We start from the raw sequence: 18871 nt of genomic DNA on the forward strand, positions 1-18871 counted from the left end.
CTCTTCAGAAGGCTCGATCTTTTCTAAGGCTCAAATGGCCGACGACTAAATTGGTTATGCCCACATTTCGGGCAAACAGGCAGCACATCTGGGGTATAAATCGCCAGGTGGAAATGGCAGTTCTCACAGACCAGATTCCCAAGCCCCACCACTTCCCCGCTGTGATACACGCCGTGATGATTCAAGTCCTGAAAGACTTCACGCCACTCAAGTTGAGTTTTGTCAGTGATATCCGCCAGTTCCTGCCAGAGACTTTCCTTAATGACACGCATAAAAACGCTGTCAGTAAATTCGTTCTGGCTTTCGTTGTAGCTACGCGCAAACTCTTCCAGATCACGGCGGACTGCGCGCGTCACTTCATCAACTTCAGTACGCGTCAGCTCCCCGGTTTCGTTCATGCTTTTGCGCGCACTGGCGACCAGTTCATCAATATCACGCTCACCGTTACGTAATCGCTCGGTGAGTGAGGCCACCAGTTCACGGTAAAATTGAGCAACCTTGTTCATCGTCTGCCTGCCTCCATGAAGAGTTTCCTGCATTCTTAGCTCATGTAACCTGCTCTAATAGTAGACCTTAATCCGCTACCACTTTGTTAGTTTGCACACATGCAGCGTAAATAACTGCAAATGAGAAATGGACATGGCAGCTGTTGAAAGGCTGTTTTGCAGCACTCTTATCGGCTATGCTATGCGGATCTGAAACCTAATACGTTAAAAGCTACAACCTGTAGCTGTCTTTCATCACAGGACCACTGGCTGCCATGCAAGAGCAATATCGCCCGGAAGAGATAGAATCCAACGTACAGCTTCACTGGCAAGAGAAGCGTACTTTTGAAGTAACCGAAGACGAAGGCAAAGAGAAGTATTACTGCCTCTCGATGCTACCCTATCCTTCTGGCCGACTACACATGGGCCACGTACGTAACTACACCATTGGTGACGTTATCGCGCGTTACCAGCGCATGCTGGGCAAAAACGTTCTTCAGCCAATCGGCTGGGATGCGTTCGGTCTGCCCGCTGAAGGGGCTGCGGTAAAAAATAACACCGCCCCGGCACCGTGGACTTACGACAATATCAACTACATGAAGAACCAGCTCAAAACGCTGGGCTTTGGCTATGACTGGAGCCGCGAGCTGGCGACCTGTACCCCGGAATATTACCGTTGGGAACAGCAATTCTTCACTCAGCTGTATAACAAAGGCCTGGTTTACAAAAAAACCTCCGCAGTTAACTGGTGCCCGAACGACCAGACTGTTCTGGCAAACGAGCAGGTAATCGACGGTTGCTGCTGGCGTTGTGATTCCAAAGTTGAGCGTAAAGAGATCCCTCAGTGGTTTATCAAAATCACCGCTTACGCTGACGAACTGTTAAACGATCTGGATACGCTGGATCATTGGCCGGATCAGGTCAAAACCATGCAGCGTAACTGGATTGGCCGCTCTGAAGGCGTTGAGATTACTTTCGACGTTGAAAACAGCGCCGAGAAACTGACGGTTTACACCACTCGCCCTGACACCTTCATGGGTGTGACTTATCTGGCCGTTGCCGCAGGTCACCCAATCGCGCAACAAGCCGCAGTGAATAACCCTGAACTGGCTGCCTTCGTTGATGAATGTCGCAACACCAAAGTTGCCGAAGCTGAAATGGCGACGATGGAGAAGAAAGGCGTTGCTACAGGCGTTAACGCGATTCACCCACTGACTGGCGAAGCTGTTCCAGTTTGGGTCGCTAACTTCGTCTTGATGGAATATGGCACCGGTGCGGTGATGGCTGTTCCTGGCCACGACCAGCGCGACTGGGAATTTGCCACCAAGTACGGTCTGCAAATCAAACCTGTCATTCTTAATGCCGATGGCAGCGAGCCAGACCTGTCTGCATCAGCCATGACAGAAAAAGGCGTGTTGTTTAACTCCGGCGAGTTCGACGGGCTGGACTTCCAGAACGGCTTTAACGCTATTGCCGACAAACTTGCTGCTAAAGGCGTGGGTGAACGTAAAGTTAACTACCGTCTGCGCGACTGGGGTGTTTCCCGTCAGCGTTACTGGGGCGCACCAATTCCGATGGTCACTCTGGAAGACGGCACGGTGATGCCAACCCCGGAAGACCAACTGCCGGTTATCCTGCCAGAAGATGTGGTTATGGACGGTATCACCAGCCCAATTAAAGCTGATCCTGAGTGGGCAAAAACCACCGTTGATGGCATGCCTGCGCTGCGTGAAACCGATACTTTCGACACCTTCATGGAATCTTCCTGGTACTACGCGCGCTACACCTGCCCGCAGTACGACAAAGGAATGCTGGATTCCAAAGCGGCTAACTACTGGCTGCCAGTTGATATTTACATTGGTGGTATCGAACACGCCATCATGCACCTGCTTTACTTCCGCTTCTTCCACAAACTGATGCGCGATGCGGGCATGGTGACGTCTAACGAGCCTGCCAAACAGCTGCTGTGTCAGGGTATGGTTCTGGCAGATGCGTTCTATTACACCGGTGTTAACGGTGAGCGTAACTGGGTTTCCCCAGCTGAAGCGATTGTAGAACGTGACGAGAAAGGCCGTATTATCAAAGCCTCTGACGCACAGGGCAATGAACTGGTCTATGCTGGCATGAGCAAAATGTCGAAGTCGAAAAACAACGGCATCGACCCGCAAGTGATGGTTGAACGCTACGGCGCAGATACCGTTCGCTTGTTTATGATGTTCGCTTCTCCTGCAGACATGACGCTGGAATGGCAGGAATCAGGCGTTGAAGGGGCAAACCGCTTCCTGAAACGTGTCTGGCGACTGGCTTACGAGCACACCAGCCGTGGTGCAGCACCAGCGCTGGATGTTGCCGCGCTGAACGAAGATCAAAAATCATTACGCCGTGATGTTCATAAAACCATCGCGAAAGTGACCGATGATATTGGTCGTCGTCAGACCTTTAACACCGCTATCGCAGCCATCATGGAATTGATGAACAAACTGGCGAAAGCACCGCAGGATGGCGATCAAGACCGCGCTCTGCTGAACGAAGCGCTGTTAGCTGTTGTACGTATGCTTTATCCGTTTACCCCGCACGCCTGCTTCGATATGTGGCAGTCTCTGGGCGGTGAAGGCGATATCGACAACGCACCATGGCCACAGGCTGATGAGTCGGCAATGGTCGAAGACTCGCTGCTGGTCGTGGTACAGGTGAACGGTAAAGTTCGTGGCAAAATCACTGTTCCAGCTGATGCGACGCAAGAACAAGTGCAAGAACGCGCAGGTCAGGAACATCTGGTTGCGAAATATCTTGAGGGTGTGACCGTACGTAAAGTGATTTACGTGCCGGGCAAACTGCTCAACCTGGTTGTGGGCTAAGCGCAGGAGGAACCGTGCGACATCCCTTTGTCAGCTTGTTAGTTACTTTGGCGGTGCTTGTCACCGCCGGGTGTGGTTTTCGCCTGCATGGCACCGCGCAGGTTCCGGATCAAATGAAAACCATGATCCTGAACTCGGGTGATCCAAACGGCCCATTGGCGCGTGAAGTTCGCTCACAGTTGCGTCTTAACGGCGTCACGCTTGTTGAGGATACCGGCACGGGTGTTCGCAAGGATATTCCGTCCCTTCGCTTGTTGGGTAGTGCAATGGGCCAGGATACCGCATCCATCTTCCAGGATGGGCGTACTGCGGAATATCAAATGGTCATGACGGTTTCAGCACAAGTGTTGATTCCAGGTGAAGACATCTACCCGATCAGTGTCAAAGTGTATAAATCATTCTTTGATAACCCTCTGACGGCATTGGCAAAAGATGCCGAGCAAGAGTTACTGATCAAAGAGATGTACACGGCTGCCGCCCAACAACTTATTCGTAAGTTGATGACGGTGCATGCTGCTGAAGTTAAAGATACTCAAGAAGCCGAGAAACCGGTGACTGGCACGACTTCAACTCAAGCCGCATCAACAAGCCGTACGTCGACCACGCTTTCGGCTGCGTCTGGTAGCCAATGATTCGGTTGTACCCTGAACAACTCCGCGCGCAGCTCAATGAAGGGCTGCGCGCGGCGTATCTGCTACTCGGAAACGATCCGCTCTTGCTTCAGGAAAGCCAGGATTCCATTCGCCAGATCGCGAGCACTCAGGGCTTTGAAGAACATCATACCGTCCAGATTGACGCCAGCACTGACTGGCAAGATCTGTTCTCAATTTGTCAGGCGCTAAGCCTGTTCGCCAGCCGCCAGACTCTTCTTCTGTTGTTACCTGAAAACGGTCCGAACGCTGCGATTAATGCACAGTTCGAAACGCTGGTGTCTCTGTTACACGACGATATTCTGCTGTTGGTGCGCGGTAACAAATTCACAAAAGCGCAGGAGAATGCCGCATGGCTGGATAAGCTGGCCGACCGTAGCGTTCTTGTGACCTGCCAGACCCCTGAACAGGCTCAACTACCACGCTGGGTATCACAACGTGCGAAACAGATGAACCTGACGCTTGATGACGCGGCTAATCAACTGCTGTGTTATTGCTACGAAGGTAACCTGTTGGCGCTGTCGCAAGCGCTGGAACGTTTATCTCTTATATGGCCTGATGGCAAGCTTACGCTTCCCAGGGTCGAGCAAGCGGTAAACGATGCGGCACACTTCACCCCTTTCCACTGGGTTGATGCGATTTTGGCGGGCAAAAGTAAACGCGCACTGCATATCCTTCAGCAGTTAAGGCTGGAAGCCAGCGAACCGGTAATTTTACTGCGCACGCTGCAACGCGAGTTACTGCAACTGGTAAACCTCAAACGCCAGTCAGAAACTACGCCGCTGCGCACTTTGTTTGACCAGCAACGCGTGTGGCAAAATCGCCGCGCACTGGTGACTGAGGCGCTTAATCGTTTATCTGCCGATCAGCTTTATCAGGCAGTTCGTTTGCTGAGCCAAATCGAACTGACGCTAAAGCAAGATTATGGGCAATCGGTGTGGGCTGATCTGGAAGGACTGTCTCTGCTGCTGTGTCATAAAGCCCTGCCGGAAATTTTCACGCATGGCTAACAGCGCATCACGTTTAACGGCCTTGTATGGCGGGACCTTCGATCCCATTCATTACGGGCATTTAAAACCGGTCGAAGCATTGGCAAAACAGGTGGCATTGCAACAAGTCACCATCATGCCGAATAACGTCCCCCCGCACCGCCAGCAGCCATTGGCGAACAGCCAGCAACGCAAAGCCATGGTTGAACTCGCTATCGCCGAAAAGCCGCTGTTTCATCTCGATGACCGGGAACTGCAACGTGAAACCCCGTCGTACACCGTTGAAACGCTGGAGCAGTTGCGTGCAGAAATAGGAGCGACACAGCCGTTGGCATTTATTATTGGCCAGGATTCTTTGCTGAATTTGCAACGCTGGCATCGCTGGGAAACGCTGCTGACCTTATGCCATCTGCTGGTTTGCCAGCGCCCAGGTTACTCTTTGACGATGAACACGCCTGCCGAACAACAATGGCTTGATGCACACCTGACGTCGTCCGTTGCGCAGCTTCATGCGCAGCCTGCGGGTAAAATCTACCTGGCACAAACGCCGATGTATGACATTTCGGCAACCAACATTCGCCAGCGCTTAGAGCAGCATCTGCCCTGTGATGACCTGCTCCCCCCTGCCGTGGCTGAATTTATACGCCAGCACCACCTTTATTGCTAATCACTCGCCGCAACGCATCCAGTAATTTGTCGTTATCCGCCGGGCTTTTGATTGCCACCCGATAATACCGCGCATCGAGCCCCGGATAATTGGCGCAATGGCGAATCAAAATATTCTCTTCCAGCAGTGCTCGTTGCAGCTCGAAACCGGGAATATCACAGCGCATGAAAATATAGTTGGCCCGTGGCCGCCATACTTTAATCCCAGGCAATGCGTTTAAGCCATTAAACAGGCGAGGTTGTTCGGCACTCAGCCAGCGGTAGCTTGCCTCAATATACTTATGGTCATTCAGGATAACCTCTCCGGCCAGGGCAGCGAACGCATTAATCGTCCAGGGCTCTCTCTGCTGCCGAATTCGGTTTACCATTTCCGTATCCGCACTCACCATATAACCCAGTCGCAGCCCGGCAATAGCAAAAAACTTGGTGAGCGATCGCAAAACGTAGAGTTGCGGGAAGCGTAATAAATCCGGAATTAAGCCAGCCTCCTCCGGCATAAAGTCGAGAAAAGCTTCATCCACTATTAAGGAAATACCGTTTTCGCAGCAGCGTTGGGCAATGGCCAACAGCAACCCGTTATCCAGCATTAGCCCGGTCGGGTTGTTCGGAGTGCACAAAAACAGGCAATCAAGATCGGGCGTTAATGCCTGAAGAAATGACTCATCAGGTTGCCAGTCATTTTCTTCAGAAAGATGAAAATCGGTGATTTCACAGCCGACTCGCGTTAATGCACGACGATATTCAGCAAAGCCAGGCGTCAATAACAAAGCCCGACGTGGTGCAAGATGCTGTACCAGATTAAATATCAGCTCTGTTTCACCGTTGCCTGCAAGCACCCATTCTTGCGGGACTTGATGATGACTGGCCAACGACTGGTGCAAAGCGCTGTATTCAACGTCGGGGTAGCGCTCTGCCAGTGCCAGGTTCTCAACGATCGCACGCTTTAATGAATCAGGCATGCCGAGCGGATTTATATTCGCACTAAAATCGATTAGCGAACTTGCATCGACACCCATCACCGCTGCCGCTTCAATGATATTGCCACCGTGCTGGCTGCTAAACGCCATACTTCCCCCAACAAAACAGACTTCGTAACATGAAGCGCAATGATACACTTATGCTAATGCCTGCCACAGCTAACGTTTTTGTGAGGAACGGATGAAATTATGGTTAGTTCGCCATGGGCAATCCCAGGCAAATGTAGACGGACTGTACAGCGGCATTTCCGAAACTCCGCTCACCGAACAGGGTATCGTCCAGGCGCAAGCCGTTGGCAATTTGTTAAATCATGTTGAATTTGAAAAAGTGCTTTGCAGCGAGTTGGGGCGCGCGCAGCACACAATGCAACTGATCCTTCAGCAACGCCGTATCCCGGTGATTACCGAACCGCGCCTTAATGAGATGAATTTTGGCGACTGGGAAATGTGTCACCACCGCGATTTACAGCGTGTGGATGCCAAAAACTATGCAGCCTGGTGCGAAGACTGGCAGAACGTAGTGCCAAAGAATGGCGAAGGTTTCCAGCGGTTCGCTAAACGGGTCAGTGAATTTGCTGCATCGATCTCTTCACAACCCAAAAAAGAGAATCTTCTGATTGTTAGCCATCAGGGGGTACTGAGTTTGCTGATTGCTACCCTACTCAACATGCCTCCAGCCTCGCTGTGGCATTTTGTGATAGAGCAAGGTGCATGGAGCTGCGTTGAAATTCACGATGGCTTCACCACGCTTAGAACCCTTAATAATCGAGCTATTTATCACCCCGTATCATAAGTTGAATGCGTTACAGTTATCGTCAACCATTGACACTACAGTCCAGGCTGTTATGCTCCGCTGCCATAATTTCCTGCCCGCAAGCATGACTTTCCAAAATAGTTTTACAAAAATGGCGATGCAAACCAGGCTACTCGGTGGGATGATACCCCGCTTTGAGTGCCGCATTGCTGACTTGTCAGTAAGACTGCCCCATCCATTGGGTTAAATGCGGGCTATTTCGAACACACTCTACTTTTCCCAGGGGGAACACTTGCAGGGTAAAGAATTTCAGAATTTCATCGTCGATAAAATTGACGACCTCAAAGGCCAGGACATCGTTGCTTTGGATGTTCAGGGTAAATCAAGCATCACTGACTGCATGATTATCTGTACCGGCACCTCTAACCGCCACGTAATGTCTATCGCAGAACACGTCGTAGAATCATCCCGTAAAGCTGGTTTTGATGCGCTGGGTGTGAAAGGCATTAACGCAACTGACTGGGTCGTTGTTGATCTGGGCGAAGTTATCGTCCACGTCATGCAAGAAGAAAGCCGTCAGTTGTACGAACTGGAAAAGCTCTGGGGTTAATGCGTGAAGCTGCAATTAGTCGCAGTTGGCACCAAAATGCCTGACTGGGTACAAACCGGCTTTACCGAGTACCTGCGTCGTTTCCCAAAGGATATGCCATTTGAACTGGTAGAAATCCCTGCGGGAAAACGCAGTAAAAATGCCGATATCAAACGCATTCTCGAAAAAGAAGGCGAAATGATGTTGGCAGCGGCCGGCAAGGGCAACCGAATTGTCACGTTGGATATCCCAGGGCAACCATGGGATACGCCGCACCTTGCCGTGCAACTTGAACGCTGGAAACAGGATGGTCGAGATGTCAGCTTGCTGATTGGCGGCCCGGAAGGTCTGGCCCCTGCGTGCAAAGCCGCCGCAGAGCAAAGCTGGTCGCTCTCCAATTTGACAATGCCGCATCCTTTGGTGCGGGTGTTGGTGGCTGAAAGTCTGTACCGCGCGTGGAGCATTACGACCAACCATCCTTATCACCGTGAGTAGATATCGTCGGGTAGAACTAAGCTTCGGATGAAATTACAGAATTCTTTTCGTGACTATACAGCTGAGTCTGCGCTATTTGTGCGCCGGGCGCTGGTCGCGTTTCTCGGTATTTTGGTGCTAAGCGGTGTGCTTGTCGCCAACCTTTATAATTTGCAAATCGTCCGTTTCACCGACTACCAAACTCGCTCCAATGAAAACCGCATAAAACTGGTTCCAATCCCGCCCAGCCGCGGCATTATCTACGATCGCAACGGCACGCCACTGGCACTCAACCGAACTATTTATCAGGTTGAAATGATGCCGGAGAAAGTGGATGACGTGCAGGCGACGCTTGAAGCACTTCGCTCGGTAGTGGATTTAACCGATGACGATATTGCCAACTTTAAAAAAGAGCGATCCCGCTCGCATCGTTTCACCTCTATTCCGGTCAAAACCAACCTCACCGAAGTGCAGGTTGCGCGTTTTGCCGTTAATCAGTACCGCTTCCCGGGTGTCGAAGTTAAAGGCTATAAACGCCGTTTCTACCCGTATGGTTCAGCGCTGACACACGTCATCGGCTATGTTTCCAAAATCAACGATAAAGACGTGGAACGCCTCGATAAAGACGGCAAGCTGGCAAACTACGCCTCAACGCATGACATCGGTAAACTGGGAATCGAACGCTATTACGAGGACGTTCTTCACGGCCAAACGGGTTATGAAGAAGTTGAAGTGAACAACCGTGGTCGTGTGATTCGCCAGCTCAAAGAAGTGCCACCGCAAGCCGGGCATGATATTTATCTGACGATTGACCTTAAACTACAGAATTACATTGAAACCCTGCTGGCGGGAAGCCGTGCCGCAGTGGTGGTCACTGACCCTCGTACTGGCGGTATTCTGGCGCTGGTTTCAATGCCAAGTTACAACCCGAACCTGTTTGTCGATGGTATCTCGAGCAAAGACTATACCGGTTTGCTAAATGACCCCAATACACCGCTTATCAACCGTGCAACGCAAGGGGTTTACCCTCCAGCTTCTACGGTGAAACCGTATATGGCCGTTTCCGCGTTAAGCGCCGGGGTTATCACTCGTAATACTTCGCTATTTGACCCAGGCTGGTGGCAGTTGCCGGGTTCTGAAAAACGCTATCGGGACTGGAAAAAATGGGGCCACGGCCGCCTGAACGTCACCAAAGCGCTTGAAGAATCTGCAGATACCTATTTCTACCAGGTCGCCTATGACATGGGTATAGACCGCATGGGCGAGTGGATGCGCAAGTTTGGCTATGGGCATTACACGGGTATCGACCTTTCTGAAGAGCGTTCCGGCAACATGCCAACACGTGAATGGAAACTGAAACGGTTTAAGAAACCCTGGTACCAGGGCGATACCATTCCTGTGGGTATCGGTCAGGGGTACTGGACTGCGACGCCTATCCAGATGAGTAAAGCGATGATGATTCTGATTAACGATGGCATCGTTCGCGTTCCGCATTTCTTGATGAGCACCGTCGAGGACGGCAAAAAAGTACCGTGGCAACAACCAGTACAGCCGCCGGTGGGCGACATCCATTCTGGATTCTGGGAAATTGCCAAAGATGGTATGTATGGCGTTGCCAACCGTCCTAACGGTACAGCCCATAAATACTTCGCTAACGCGCCGTATAAAGTCGCGGCTAAATCAGGGACAGCACAGGTCTTTGGTCTGAAAGCCAATGAAACCTATAACGCCCATAAAATTGCTGAACGCTTACGCGATCATAAATTAATGACCGCGTTTGCTCCTTACGATAATCCACAGGTTTCCGTCACCATGATTCTGGAAAATGGCGGCGCAGGCCCCGCTGTAGGCACCATCATGCGTCAAATCCTCGACCATATTATGCTCGGCGATAACAATACGGTTCTGCCTACTGAAGTACCCGCTGTAGCGAGTGCAGAGGATCAATGACCATGACTGATAATCCAAATAAAAAGTCGTTCTGGGATAAAATCCATATCGACCCGCTCTTCCTTGTGACCATTCTGGCGCTGCTTATCTTTAGTGCGCTGGTTATCTGGAGCGCCAGTGGCCAGGATATGGACATGATGGAGCGTAAGATTGGCCAGATCCTGATGGGGCTGGTGGTGATGATCGTGATGGCACAGATCCCTCCCCGTGTTTACGAGGGCTGGGCACCGTACCTGTATATTGTCTGTATCATCTTGCTGGTCGCGGTAGATGCGTTTGGTGCGATATCTAAAGGTGCGCAGCGCTGGCTGGACCTTGGGGTCGTTCGCTTCCAGCCTTCGGAGATCGCCAAAATCGCGGTGCCGTTGATGGTTGCTCGCTTTATTAACCGTGATGTTTGCCCGCCGACGCTGAAAAACACCGGTATCGCCCTGATCCTTATTTTCATGCCGACGTTACTGGTTGCTGCTCAGCCCGATCTGGGAACGTCGATTCTTATCGCCGCATCAGGTTTGTTCGTACTGTTCTTATCCGGTATGAGCTGGAAACTGATTGGGGTTGCCGTCCTTCTTCTCGCCGCATTTATCCCGATTTTGTGGTTCTTCCTGATGCATGATTACCAACGTGCTCGCGTCATGATGCTCCTTGACCCAGAAAGTGACCCACTCGGTGCGGGCTATCACATAATTCAGTCTAAGATTGCTATTGGCTCTGGTGGTTTGCGAGGTAAAGGCTGGTTGCACGGAACCCAGTCTCAGCTTGAGTTTTTACCCGAACGTCATACCGACTTTATCTTCGCAGTACTGGCCGAAGAGTTAGGACTGGTGGGTGTTTTGGTGTTACTGGCGCTCTATCTTCTGTTAATTATGCGCGGCCTTGTGATTGCGGCTCGCGCTCAAACCACCTTTGGCCGTGTTATGGCCGGTGGACTAATGTTGATTTTATTCGTATATGTGTTTGTTAACATTGGCATGGTTAGTGGTATCTTACCCGTGGTCGGAGTACCTTTGCCGCTGGTGAGTTACGGGGGCTCGGCACTCATTGTTCTGATGGCCGGGTTTGGTATCGTGATGTCGATACATACCCACAGAAAAATGTTATCAAAAAGCGTGTAAGTGGATGAGGTGGGTAATGGTAAAGCGTTGGCTTGGGATCTGTGTAGTAGCTGCATTACTGGCTGGCTGCTCGTCTGATGATGGCGACCAACAGCAAGTTGATCAGCAACCGCAACCGGCTGTATGTAATGGACCGGTTGTTGAAATCAGCGGCGCAGACCCGCGCTTCGAACCGTTGAATCCTTCGGTAAATCAGGATTACGAAAACAACGGTAAGAGCTACAAAATCGTGCAGAACCCGGCGAATTTCAGTCAGGCCGGTCTTGCTGCCATTTATGACGCAGAACCTGGTAGCAACCTGACCGCGTCAGGCGAAACGTTTGATCCGTCTGCATTGACCGCTGCACACCCGACACTCCCCATCCCAAGCTACGCGCGAATCACTAACCTCGCGAATGGCCGTATGGTTGTCGTGCGCATCAATGACCGTGGTCCATATGGCAACGACCGTGTGATTTCATTGTCTCGCGCAGCAGCAGATCGACTGAACACCTCAAACAATACCAAAGTCCGTATCGACCCAATTCTGGTGGCGCAAGACGGCACCATGTCCGGCCCTGGTACGGTTTGTACGACGATCGCTAAACAAACTTACGCCCTGCCCGCTCGTCCGGATTTAAACACGGGCATGGGGAGTGCGACTTCTGCTCCGTCTGATGCCCCTCAGGGTGATGTTCGCGCCATTAGTAACTCCACGCTTCAAAGTGAAGATACCACCGGTGCTCCAATCAACAACAGTGGTTTCCTCGGCGCAGCAACACCGCTGGCTGCGGGCGTAATTGAGAATGACCAACCTGACGCTGCCGCAACACAAACTGTGACGGCCACGCCTGTGCAACAAAGCGCACCTGTTACCGCGCCGGGTTCAGTTCAGGGCAGCGTACAGTCTGCCGCTCCTGCTGCCGCAGCCTCCGGTCATTACGTGGTTCAGGTTGGCGCGGTCAGTGACCAGACACGTGCAACGCAATGGCAGCAAAAACTTAGCCAACAATTTGGTGTGCCGGGCAAGGTTTCCAGTAATGGTGCCATGTACCGTGTACAACTTGGGCCGTTTAGTAGTAAAGGCGAAGCTGCTGCACTACAACAACGCTTGATGAGCGAAGCCCAACAGCAATCTTTCATCACTAACGCACCCGCTATGTAAGTGGTTGTGTCTGGCATCCGTCCTGCGTCAGTTAATGTAAATTTCATTAACAATTGATGCGCAAAGACGGATGCCAGCAAAAATCGCTTTTGCTATAGTAAGGCACTTTTTTTTATTCCTATCATGGACGTCGTTGTTCTAATCATGAATACAGCCCCTTCTTTTCGTTTTTTTAAACGCCTGGCGCTTAGTACAGCCCTAACTCTTTCGGCGATGGCTGCTGCACACGCTGACGACCTGAACATTAAAACCATGATCCCAGGCGTTCCGCAGATTGATGCTGAAGCCTACATCCTGATTGATTACAACTCCGGGAAAGTTCTGGCTGAATCGAATGCCGATACTCGCCGTGACCCCGCCAGCTTGACCAAAATGATGACCAGCTACGTCATCGGTCAGGCAATGAAAGCCGGTAAATTTAACGAAAGCTCGATTGTGACTGTTGGACAGGACGCATGGGCTACGGGTAATCCAGTCTTCAAAGGTTCATCTTTGATGTTCCTTAAGCCAGGTATGCAAGTGCCTGTCTCACAACTGATTCGTGGGATTAACCTGCAATCAGGTAACGATGCTTGTGTTGCTATGGCCGATTTTGTGGCTGGAAGCCAGGATGCATTCGTCGGTCTGATGAATAGCTATGTTTCAGCTCTGGGCCTGAAAAACACCCATTTCCAGACCGTACACGGCCTCGATGCGGAAGGTCAGTACAGCTCTGCGCGTGATATGGCGCTGATCGGCCAGGCGCTGATTCGCGATGTGCCAAACGAATACGCTATCTACAAAGAAAAAGAGTTCACCTTCAACAATATCCGCCAGACAAACCGTAACGGCTTGCTGTGGGATACCAGCCTGCAAGTTGATGGCATCAAAACCGGCCATACTGATGCTGCGGGTTATAACCTGGTGGCTTCAGCAACCGAAGGCCAGATGCGCCTGATTTCCGCAGTACTCGGCGGTCGCACCTATAAAGGTCGCGAAACCGAAAGTAAGAAACTGCTGACCTGGGGCTTCCGCTTCTTTGAAACTGTTTCTCCACTGAAAGCAGGTAAAGAATTTGCCTCTGAGCCAGCCTGGTTTGGCGACAATGACCGCGCATCATTGGGTGTTGATAAAGACGTTTACCTGACGATCCCACGTGGCCGCATGAAAGACTTGAAAGCCAGTTATGTGCTTAACACCACCGAACTGCACGCGCCACTGCAAAAAAATCAGGTTGTTGGGACCATCAATTTCCAGCTGGATGGCAAAACTATCGAACAGCGTCCTTTAGTGGTGCTGCAGGAAATGCCGGAAGGCAACTTCTTCAGTCGTATCATTGATTACATCAAACTGATGTTCCACCATTGGTTTGGTTAATAATTGAACACTTGAAAGTGTAGAAGTCATCCCCATATACTATGAATCAAAGCAACTCCCGCCCTGCTGGCGGGAGTTATCATTTTTAATGCCGTAACGCTGGAGCTACCATGAAAACCAATCTGAAAGAATTGCTCGAATTCCCGACCTCCTTTACTTATAAAGTAATGGGTCTGGCGAAACCTGAGCTGGTTGATTTGGTCGTTGAGGTGGTGCAGCGCCACGCACCTGGTGACTACACCCCACAGGTTAAACCGAGCAGCAAAGGTAATTACCACTCTGTCTCGATTACCATTAATGCGACCCACATTGAGCAAGTTGAAACCCTGTACGAAGAACTGGGCAATATCGAAATCGTTCGTATGGTGTTGTAATCTGCGCCCGGCCTTCTGGCCGGGTACTGCCTTTTCTCGCTGTGATATACTCCTTCCACTTTTCAACCTGCCGGAGACGATGTTTTGTCTCAAGATACTATTCAAATCCGCCAACTTGGCCTGCAGCCTTACGAACCGATTTCGCAGGCAATGCATGACTTCACAGATACCCGAGATGAAACCACTGCCGATGAAATTTGGCTGGTAGAACACGAGCGCGTATTTACACAGGGCCAGGCAGGAAAAGCTGAACACGTACTGGTTCCCGGCGATATCCCTGTCATCCAAAGCGATCGCGGTGGCCAGGTGACCTATCACGGCCCGGGTCAGCAAGTTATGTATGTGCTGCTTAATCTGAAGCGTCGCAAATTGGGCGTTAGGGAACTGGTCACAATCCTTGAGCAGACCGTGGTTAACACACTCGCAGAACTGGGAATAGAAGCCTATCCCCGCGCCGACGCGCCAGGTGTCTATGTTGATGGGCGTAAAATTTGCTCTCTTGGCCTGCGCATCCGCAAGGGATGTTCCTTCCACGGGTTAGCATTGAATATTGATATGGATCTCAGCCCATTTTTACGTATCAACCCTTGCGGTTACGCCGGGCTGGAAATGACTCAGGTGAGTTCACTGCGACCAGGCGTGTTGCCTGAAGATGTTCAACCTTTGCTTATCAATAACTTTATTACATTACTCAATAACCCATCAGTTAAATATATAACCGAATAATATTACCCGTTTCTATAACTGCACCCCTAACGGTGCGGTTATAAACTAATATATTATTCAGCAGCACTTTACTTTATGGTAAGTTTTGTATAATTTCCCTTGGTTAAATACATATCCCCTTGCCATATTTATTCAGGAAGGTACCCTCCACGCTCAATAATAATGACTTAAACATTTACGCACTGAATAATTAAGTCTCTTCATCACCTCTGCAATATTGTTAGCAATAACTAAATATATAGTTTAGTCATCATTAAAATATAACTATTGAATTATATAATTTGAATGTATTTCAGCATGGTTACACCAAGGAGAAAAGTTTCATGGAAAGAGATGAGAAAAATCATTATCCAACGTTCAAAGCACTACGCGGTATCGACCTTAACTTATTAACCGTTTTCGAAGCAGTCTACATACATAAAGGGATCGTCAATGCGGCGAAGGTGTTAAATCTAACGCCTTCAGCGATTAGTCAGTCCATACAAAAATTGAGGGCAACATTTCCTGACCCACTGTTTATCCGTAAGGGGCAAGGTGTCACACCGACCGCCTACGCCGCGCATTTGCATGAGTATATTAGCCAGGGACTTGAGTCAATTCTGTGCGCGTTAGATGTCAATAATAACTATGACAAAGAGCGTATTATTACCGTTGCGAGCGCTCCCTCCTCGGGTGCATTGTTGATGCCACGAATCTATTCAGCGATTCAGAAAGTAAATCCAAAATTATCTGTTCGAAATGTGCCAATAGCTGAGAGTCAGCTATCACAATTCCAGGCTGATATTGCACTCGATACCCGTCCTCATCATGGCCCCGGAATCAGTAGCTATAAACTGTATGATGACCACCTTGTTGCGGTATGCCGCCATGACCATCCGAATGCAGAATTAATTTTCTCCGCTAATAATCATGAGATGAATTATACCTTTTTGATTATGCAGGATGATCTGGTGGTCGATACTCGCCAATTGATTAACGAGATCTTGCCAAACCGCCAGGTCAGGTTTAGCAGCTATAACTTTTTAGCTATCGCTTCAATGCTTAGTCACAGCGACCTGATTGGCTTTATGCCATACAAAATATTTGAAATGTTTTCAGGCCCTTTCCAACTTAAAACGGTGGAGCGTGAGAAGTTTTCAACTGTCTCGCTTGCCACCACCATGCATTTCAACAAACTCAGCACCCGCGATCCAATATTGCAAGAAGTCATCGAGGCCATCATCCACGAATTTGAAGAAGTGTAGTCATTTCGACCTCGCGGCGCTCGCTACGAGGTCGATTTGCCAATTGTTAACGTAGCAAACCGCACAAACCAACAACTCATTTACAATTCTTTCCCTGTTTTACTGCTCTGTCAGGCAGATTTATCCCCTTCAGTGATGGTATACTTCGCGCGTTATTAAAAAATAGTTGATAAATAAAACATTCTATTAGCCTGAATTCGTTATACCCAAGTGACTTCAAGAACCAGGTAGGCGGCAAACAAGAGCAGCCCCCGGCTTCCTGAAAAACGACGGGTATATCAGCAACTGGAACACGTACGATATGAGTAAACCCATTGTAATGGAACGCGGCGTCAAGTACCGCGACGCCGATAAGATGGCTCTGATCCCGGTTAAAAACGTGGTGACCGAGCGCCAGGAGCTGTTAAGAAAGCCGGAATGGATGAAGATCAAACTTCCATCTGATTCGACCCGAATTCAGGGTATCAAAGCGGCAATGCGTAAAAATGGTCTGCACTCTGTGTGTGAAGAAGCTTCCTGCCCTAACCTGGCAGAATGTTTCAACCACGGAACGGCAACCTTTATGATCCTTGGCGCAATTTGTACTCGCCGCTGCCCGTTCTGTGATGTTGCTCATGGCCGCCCTGTCGCGCCAGACACCAATGAACCGGCTAAACTGGCACAAACCATTGCTGATATGGCGTTGCGCTATGTGGTTATCACGTCTGTTGACCGTGACGATCTCCGTGATGGTGGTGCTCAGCATTTCGCTGATTGCATCAGCGCTATTCGCGAGAAGAACCCAACGATCAAAATTGAAACGTTGGTGCCAGATTTCCGTGGACGTATGGACAAGGCTTTAGAGATCCTTACCGCCACGCCACCAGATGTCTTCAACCACAACCTGGAAAACGTTCCGCGCATTTATCGTAAGGTTCGCCCAGGCGCTGACTACAATTGGTCACTGAAACTGTTGGAGCGTTTTAAAGAAGCGCACCCAGACATCCCGACCAAGTCAGGTTTGATGGTAGGTTTAGGTGAAACGAACGAAGAGATTGTGGAAGTTATGCGCGATCTTCGCCGTCACGGCGTCACAATGCTGACCCTGGGCCAGTATTTGCAGCCGAGCCGCCATCACTTACCGGTGCAGCGTTATGTCAGTCCTGATGAGTTCGAAGAGATGAAAGCAGAAGCGCTGGCGATGGGCTTTACCCATGCAGCTTGCGGCCCGTTTGTTCGCTCTTCATACCATGCAGATCTGCAAGCCAAAGGCATGGAAGTCAAATAGCGATGTAACAAGTTGTTACTTTTGATTTGTGCTACAGGCAAAAAAAACCGGCTCATTAAATGCCGGTTTTTTTATATCTCGTCGAAAGCTGAGACGCGATCAGTCTTTGTGCGTAATACGGTCGGTTGTTTCATCCGTATTGTTGACAGACTTCGCGCTGGTCTCGTCGTCACTCATGGCTTTCTTGAAGCCTTTGATTGCTGAGCCGAGGTCGCCGCCGAGTGTGCGCAACTTCTTGGTGCCAAATAATAAAACAATCAGCACACCGACTACCAACAACTTTGTAATACTAATCTCACCCATAGCAACCTTCTATAATCATGCGTGCCGTGAATACGGCGAATAATACACTGAGACAATTAACGGTCATTTTCACTTGCGATACAATAGCAACCTGTAACAAGTTGAATCAAGTGATGCTCAAAAATTAATCACAACAAGTGTGGTGAAGCGAAACGCCTGTTTTTCAGCACCGGTAGCATGGCTCGCACATCGGCAAGGTGCTGTCTTTCCAGTTCAGCGTAGATCAGTGCCGGGCGCTGATTTGCCGCCGCAACAACAACACCCAGCGGATCAACAACCTGGCTGTGACCAATATTTTTATTACCGCACTCACCGGCAGCCACGACATAACAGGTGGTGTCGAGTGCTCGAGCGGCCAGAAGAGTGGCCCAGTGCATTTCTTTATTGGGGCCGCGCAGCCAAGCCGCTGGCAGGACTAAAACGTCTGCACCTGCTAAAGCCAAACTTAAAGCCATTTCTGGAAAACGCACATCGTAACAGGTCATCAATCCGACTTTAAAGCCCGCGACATCAATCAAAGGCGGCATACATTCCCCCGCATCAACCAACCGGGATTCCTGCACGTTAAACGCATCATAAAGATGGAGCTTCTGATAACGGGCAATAACCTCACCATCACGAATAGCCAGCAAGGTATTGGCCGCCCGTCCAGGTGTGGTTTTGATATGCAGTGTCAGGATCGTGGTCATTTGATCATGGCGGCTCTGTTCGCAAAGCGGCTCGATAAACGCTTCATTCACCATTTGTGCCGATTTTACCGACAAATCCGGATCGTTATCGTCACGCGCCAACACCGCCTCAGGTAGTACCAGCAAATGTGCTCCTGCGTTTTTGGCCCGCTCCATAAGCCCGATACAGGTCTGTACGTTTTCCTGCCAGTCCTTACTCACCGCAAACTGCCCTACTGCAACTTTCATTGTAGTTTCCCAAAAGGTCGCGAATATTTTTAG

Annotated in this window: 19 protein-coding genes; 15 read left to right on the forward strand and 4 right to left on the reverse strand. The window is 50.1% G+C overall.

The annotated features are described in order from the left end of the window. Window positions 1–23: 23 nt before the first annotated feature. Window positions 24–506, reverse strand: coding sequence for a zinc ribbon-containing protein (locus BSPA111_RS10615; protein WP_183271129.1), 483 nt, complete (start codon window positions 504–506; stop codon window positions 24–26). A 254-nt stretch (window positions 507–760) separates the two neighbouring features. On the opposite strand from BSPA111_RS10615, the gene leuS reads away from it, so the two are divergent. The 4 genes from leuS to nadD are packed head-to-tail and all read left to right on the forward strand — an operon-like array spanning window position 761 to window position 5649. Beyond that, window positions 761–3343, forward strand: coding sequence for a leucine--tRNA ligase (gene leuS, locus BSPA111_RS10620; RefSeq protein ID WP_183271130.1), 2583 nt, complete (start codon window positions 761–763; stop codon window positions 3341–3343). Between the two features lie 14 nt (window positions 3344–3357). Then, window positions 3358–3975 (forward strand): LPS assembly lipoprotein LptE, encoded by a 618-nt coding sequence (gene lptE / locus BSPA111_RS10625; protein WP_183271131.1) that lies wholly within the window; start codon window positions 3358–3360, stop codon window positions 3973–3975. Continuing rightward, window positions 3972–5003, forward strand: coding sequence for a DNA polymerase III subunit delta (gene holA, locus BSPA111_RS10630; RefSeq protein ID WP_183271132.1), 1032 nt, complete (start codon window positions 3972–3974; stop codon window positions 5001–5003). Before lptE ends, holA begins: the two co-directional genes overlap by 4 nt. Beyond that, window positions 4996–5649: a nicotinate-nucleotide adenylyltransferase gene (gene nadD / locus BSPA111_RS10635; RefSeq protein ID WP_183271133.1), complete on the forward strand. Its 654-nt coding sequence runs from the start codon at window positions 4996–4998 to the stop codon at window positions 5647–5649. Before holA ends, nadD begins: the two co-directional genes overlap by 8 nt. On the opposite strand, the gene cobD is transcribed toward nadD, so the two are convergent. After that, window positions 5621–6715: a threonine-phosphate decarboxylase CobD gene (cobD, locus tag BSPA111_RS10640; RefSeq protein WP_183271134.1), complete on the reverse strand. Its 1095-nt coding sequence runs from the start codon at window positions 6713–6715 to the stop codon at window positions 5621–5623. The two genes, nadD and cobD, sit on opposite strands and share 29 nt — an antisense overlap. 91 nt (window positions 6716–6806) lie before the next feature. Between cobD and BSPA111_RS10645 the strand changes: the two genes are divergently transcribed. The 11 genes from BSPA111_RS10645 to lipA all read left to right on the forward strand — a co-directional run bounded on the left by BSPA111_RS10645 (window position 6807) and on the right by lipA (window position 17618). Continuing rightward, window positions 6807–7418: an adenosylcobalamin/alpha-ribazole phosphatase gene (locus BSPA111_RS10645; protein ID WP_183271135.1), complete on the forward strand. Its 612-nt coding sequence runs from the start codon at window positions 6807–6809 to the stop codon at window positions 7416–7418. A gap of 253 nt (window positions 7419–7671) precedes the next feature. Beyond that, on the forward strand, window positions 7672–7989 hold the full coding sequence (gene rsfS / locus BSPA111_RS10650) for a ribosome silencing factor (RefSeq protein WP_183271136.1): 318 nt from the start codon (window positions 7672–7674) through the stop codon (window positions 7987–7989). A 3-nt stretch (window positions 7990–7992) separates the two neighbouring features. Continuing rightward, window positions 7993–8463, forward strand: coding sequence for a 23S rRNA (pseudouridine(1915)-N(3))-methyltransferase RlmH (gene rlmH, locus BSPA111_RS10655; RefSeq protein WP_034456714.1), 471 nt, complete (start codon window positions 7993–7995; stop codon window positions 8461–8463). Between the two features lie 27 nt (window positions 8464–8490). Further along, entirely contained in the window at window positions 8491–10392 is a 1902-nt protein-coding gene (gene mrdA, locus BSPA111_RS10660; protein WP_183271137.1) for a peptidoglycan DD-transpeptidase MrdA, read from the forward strand. 2 nt (window positions 10393–10394) lie between these two features. Beyond that, entirely contained in the window at window positions 10395–11507 is a 1113-nt protein-coding gene (gene mrdB, locus BSPA111_RS10665) for a peptidoglycan glycosyltransferase MrdB (RefSeq protein ID WP_183271138.1), read from the forward strand. Between the two features lie 16 nt (window positions 11508–11523). Further along, window positions 11524–12651 (forward strand): endolytic peptidoglycan transglycosylase RlpA, encoded by a 1128-nt coding sequence (gene rlpA / locus BSPA111_RS10670; RefSeq protein ID WP_183271139.1) that lies wholly within the window; start codon window positions 11524–11526, stop codon window positions 12649–12651. Window positions 12652–12795: 144 nt separating this feature from the next. Next, window positions 12796–14007 (forward strand): D-alanyl-D-alanine carboxypeptidase DacA, encoded by a 1212-nt coding sequence (gene dacA / locus BSPA111_RS10675; RefSeq protein ID WP_183271140.1) that lies wholly within the window; start codon window positions 12796–12798, stop codon window positions 14005–14007. A gap of 110 nt (window positions 14008–14117) precedes the next feature. After that, entirely contained in the window at window positions 14118–14381 is a 264-nt protein-coding gene (gene ybeD, locus BSPA111_RS10680; protein ID WP_183271141.1) for a DUF493 family protein YbeD, read from the forward strand. Window positions 14382–14465: 84 nt separating this feature from the next. After that, window positions 14466–15107 (forward strand): lipoyl(octanoyl) transferase LipB, encoded by a 642-nt coding sequence (gene lipB / locus BSPA111_RS10685; RefSeq protein WP_183271142.1) that lies wholly within the window; start codon window positions 14466–14468, stop codon window positions 15105–15107. Window positions 15108–15388: 281 nt separating this feature from the next. Continuing rightward, window positions 15389–16351, forward strand: coding sequence for a YbeF family transcriptional regulator (locus BSPA111_RS10690; protein WP_255459258.1), 963 nt, complete (start codon window positions 15389–15391; stop codon window positions 16349–16351). Between the two features lie 301 nt (window positions 16352–16652). Beyond that, window positions 16653–17618: a lipoyl synthase gene (gene lipA, locus BSPA111_RS10695; protein ID WP_183271144.1), complete on the forward strand. Its 966-nt coding sequence runs from the start codon at window positions 16653–16655 to the stop codon at window positions 17616–17618. 99 nt (window positions 17619–17717) lie between these two features. On the opposite strand, the gene tatE is transcribed toward lipA, so the two are convergent. Then, window positions 17718–17921: a twin-arginine translocase subunit TatE gene (gene tatE, locus BSPA111_RS10700; protein ID WP_183271145.1), complete on the reverse strand. Its 204-nt coding sequence runs from the start codon at window positions 17919–17921 to the stop codon at window positions 17718–17720. 128 nt (window positions 17922–18049) lie between these two features. Next, window positions 18050–18838, reverse strand: coding sequence for a deaminated glutathione amidase (locus BSPA111_RS10705; protein ID WP_183271146.1), 789 nt, complete (start codon window positions 18836–18838; stop codon window positions 18050–18052). Window positions 18839–18871: the final 33 nt, after the last annotated feature.

The sequence above is a fragment of the Buttiauxella sp. A111 genome (assembly GCF_014189855.1).
GTDB classification, from domain to species: domain Bacteria; phylum Pseudomonadota; class Gammaproteobacteria; order Enterobacterales; family Enterobacteriaceae; genus Buttiauxella; species Buttiauxella selenatireducens.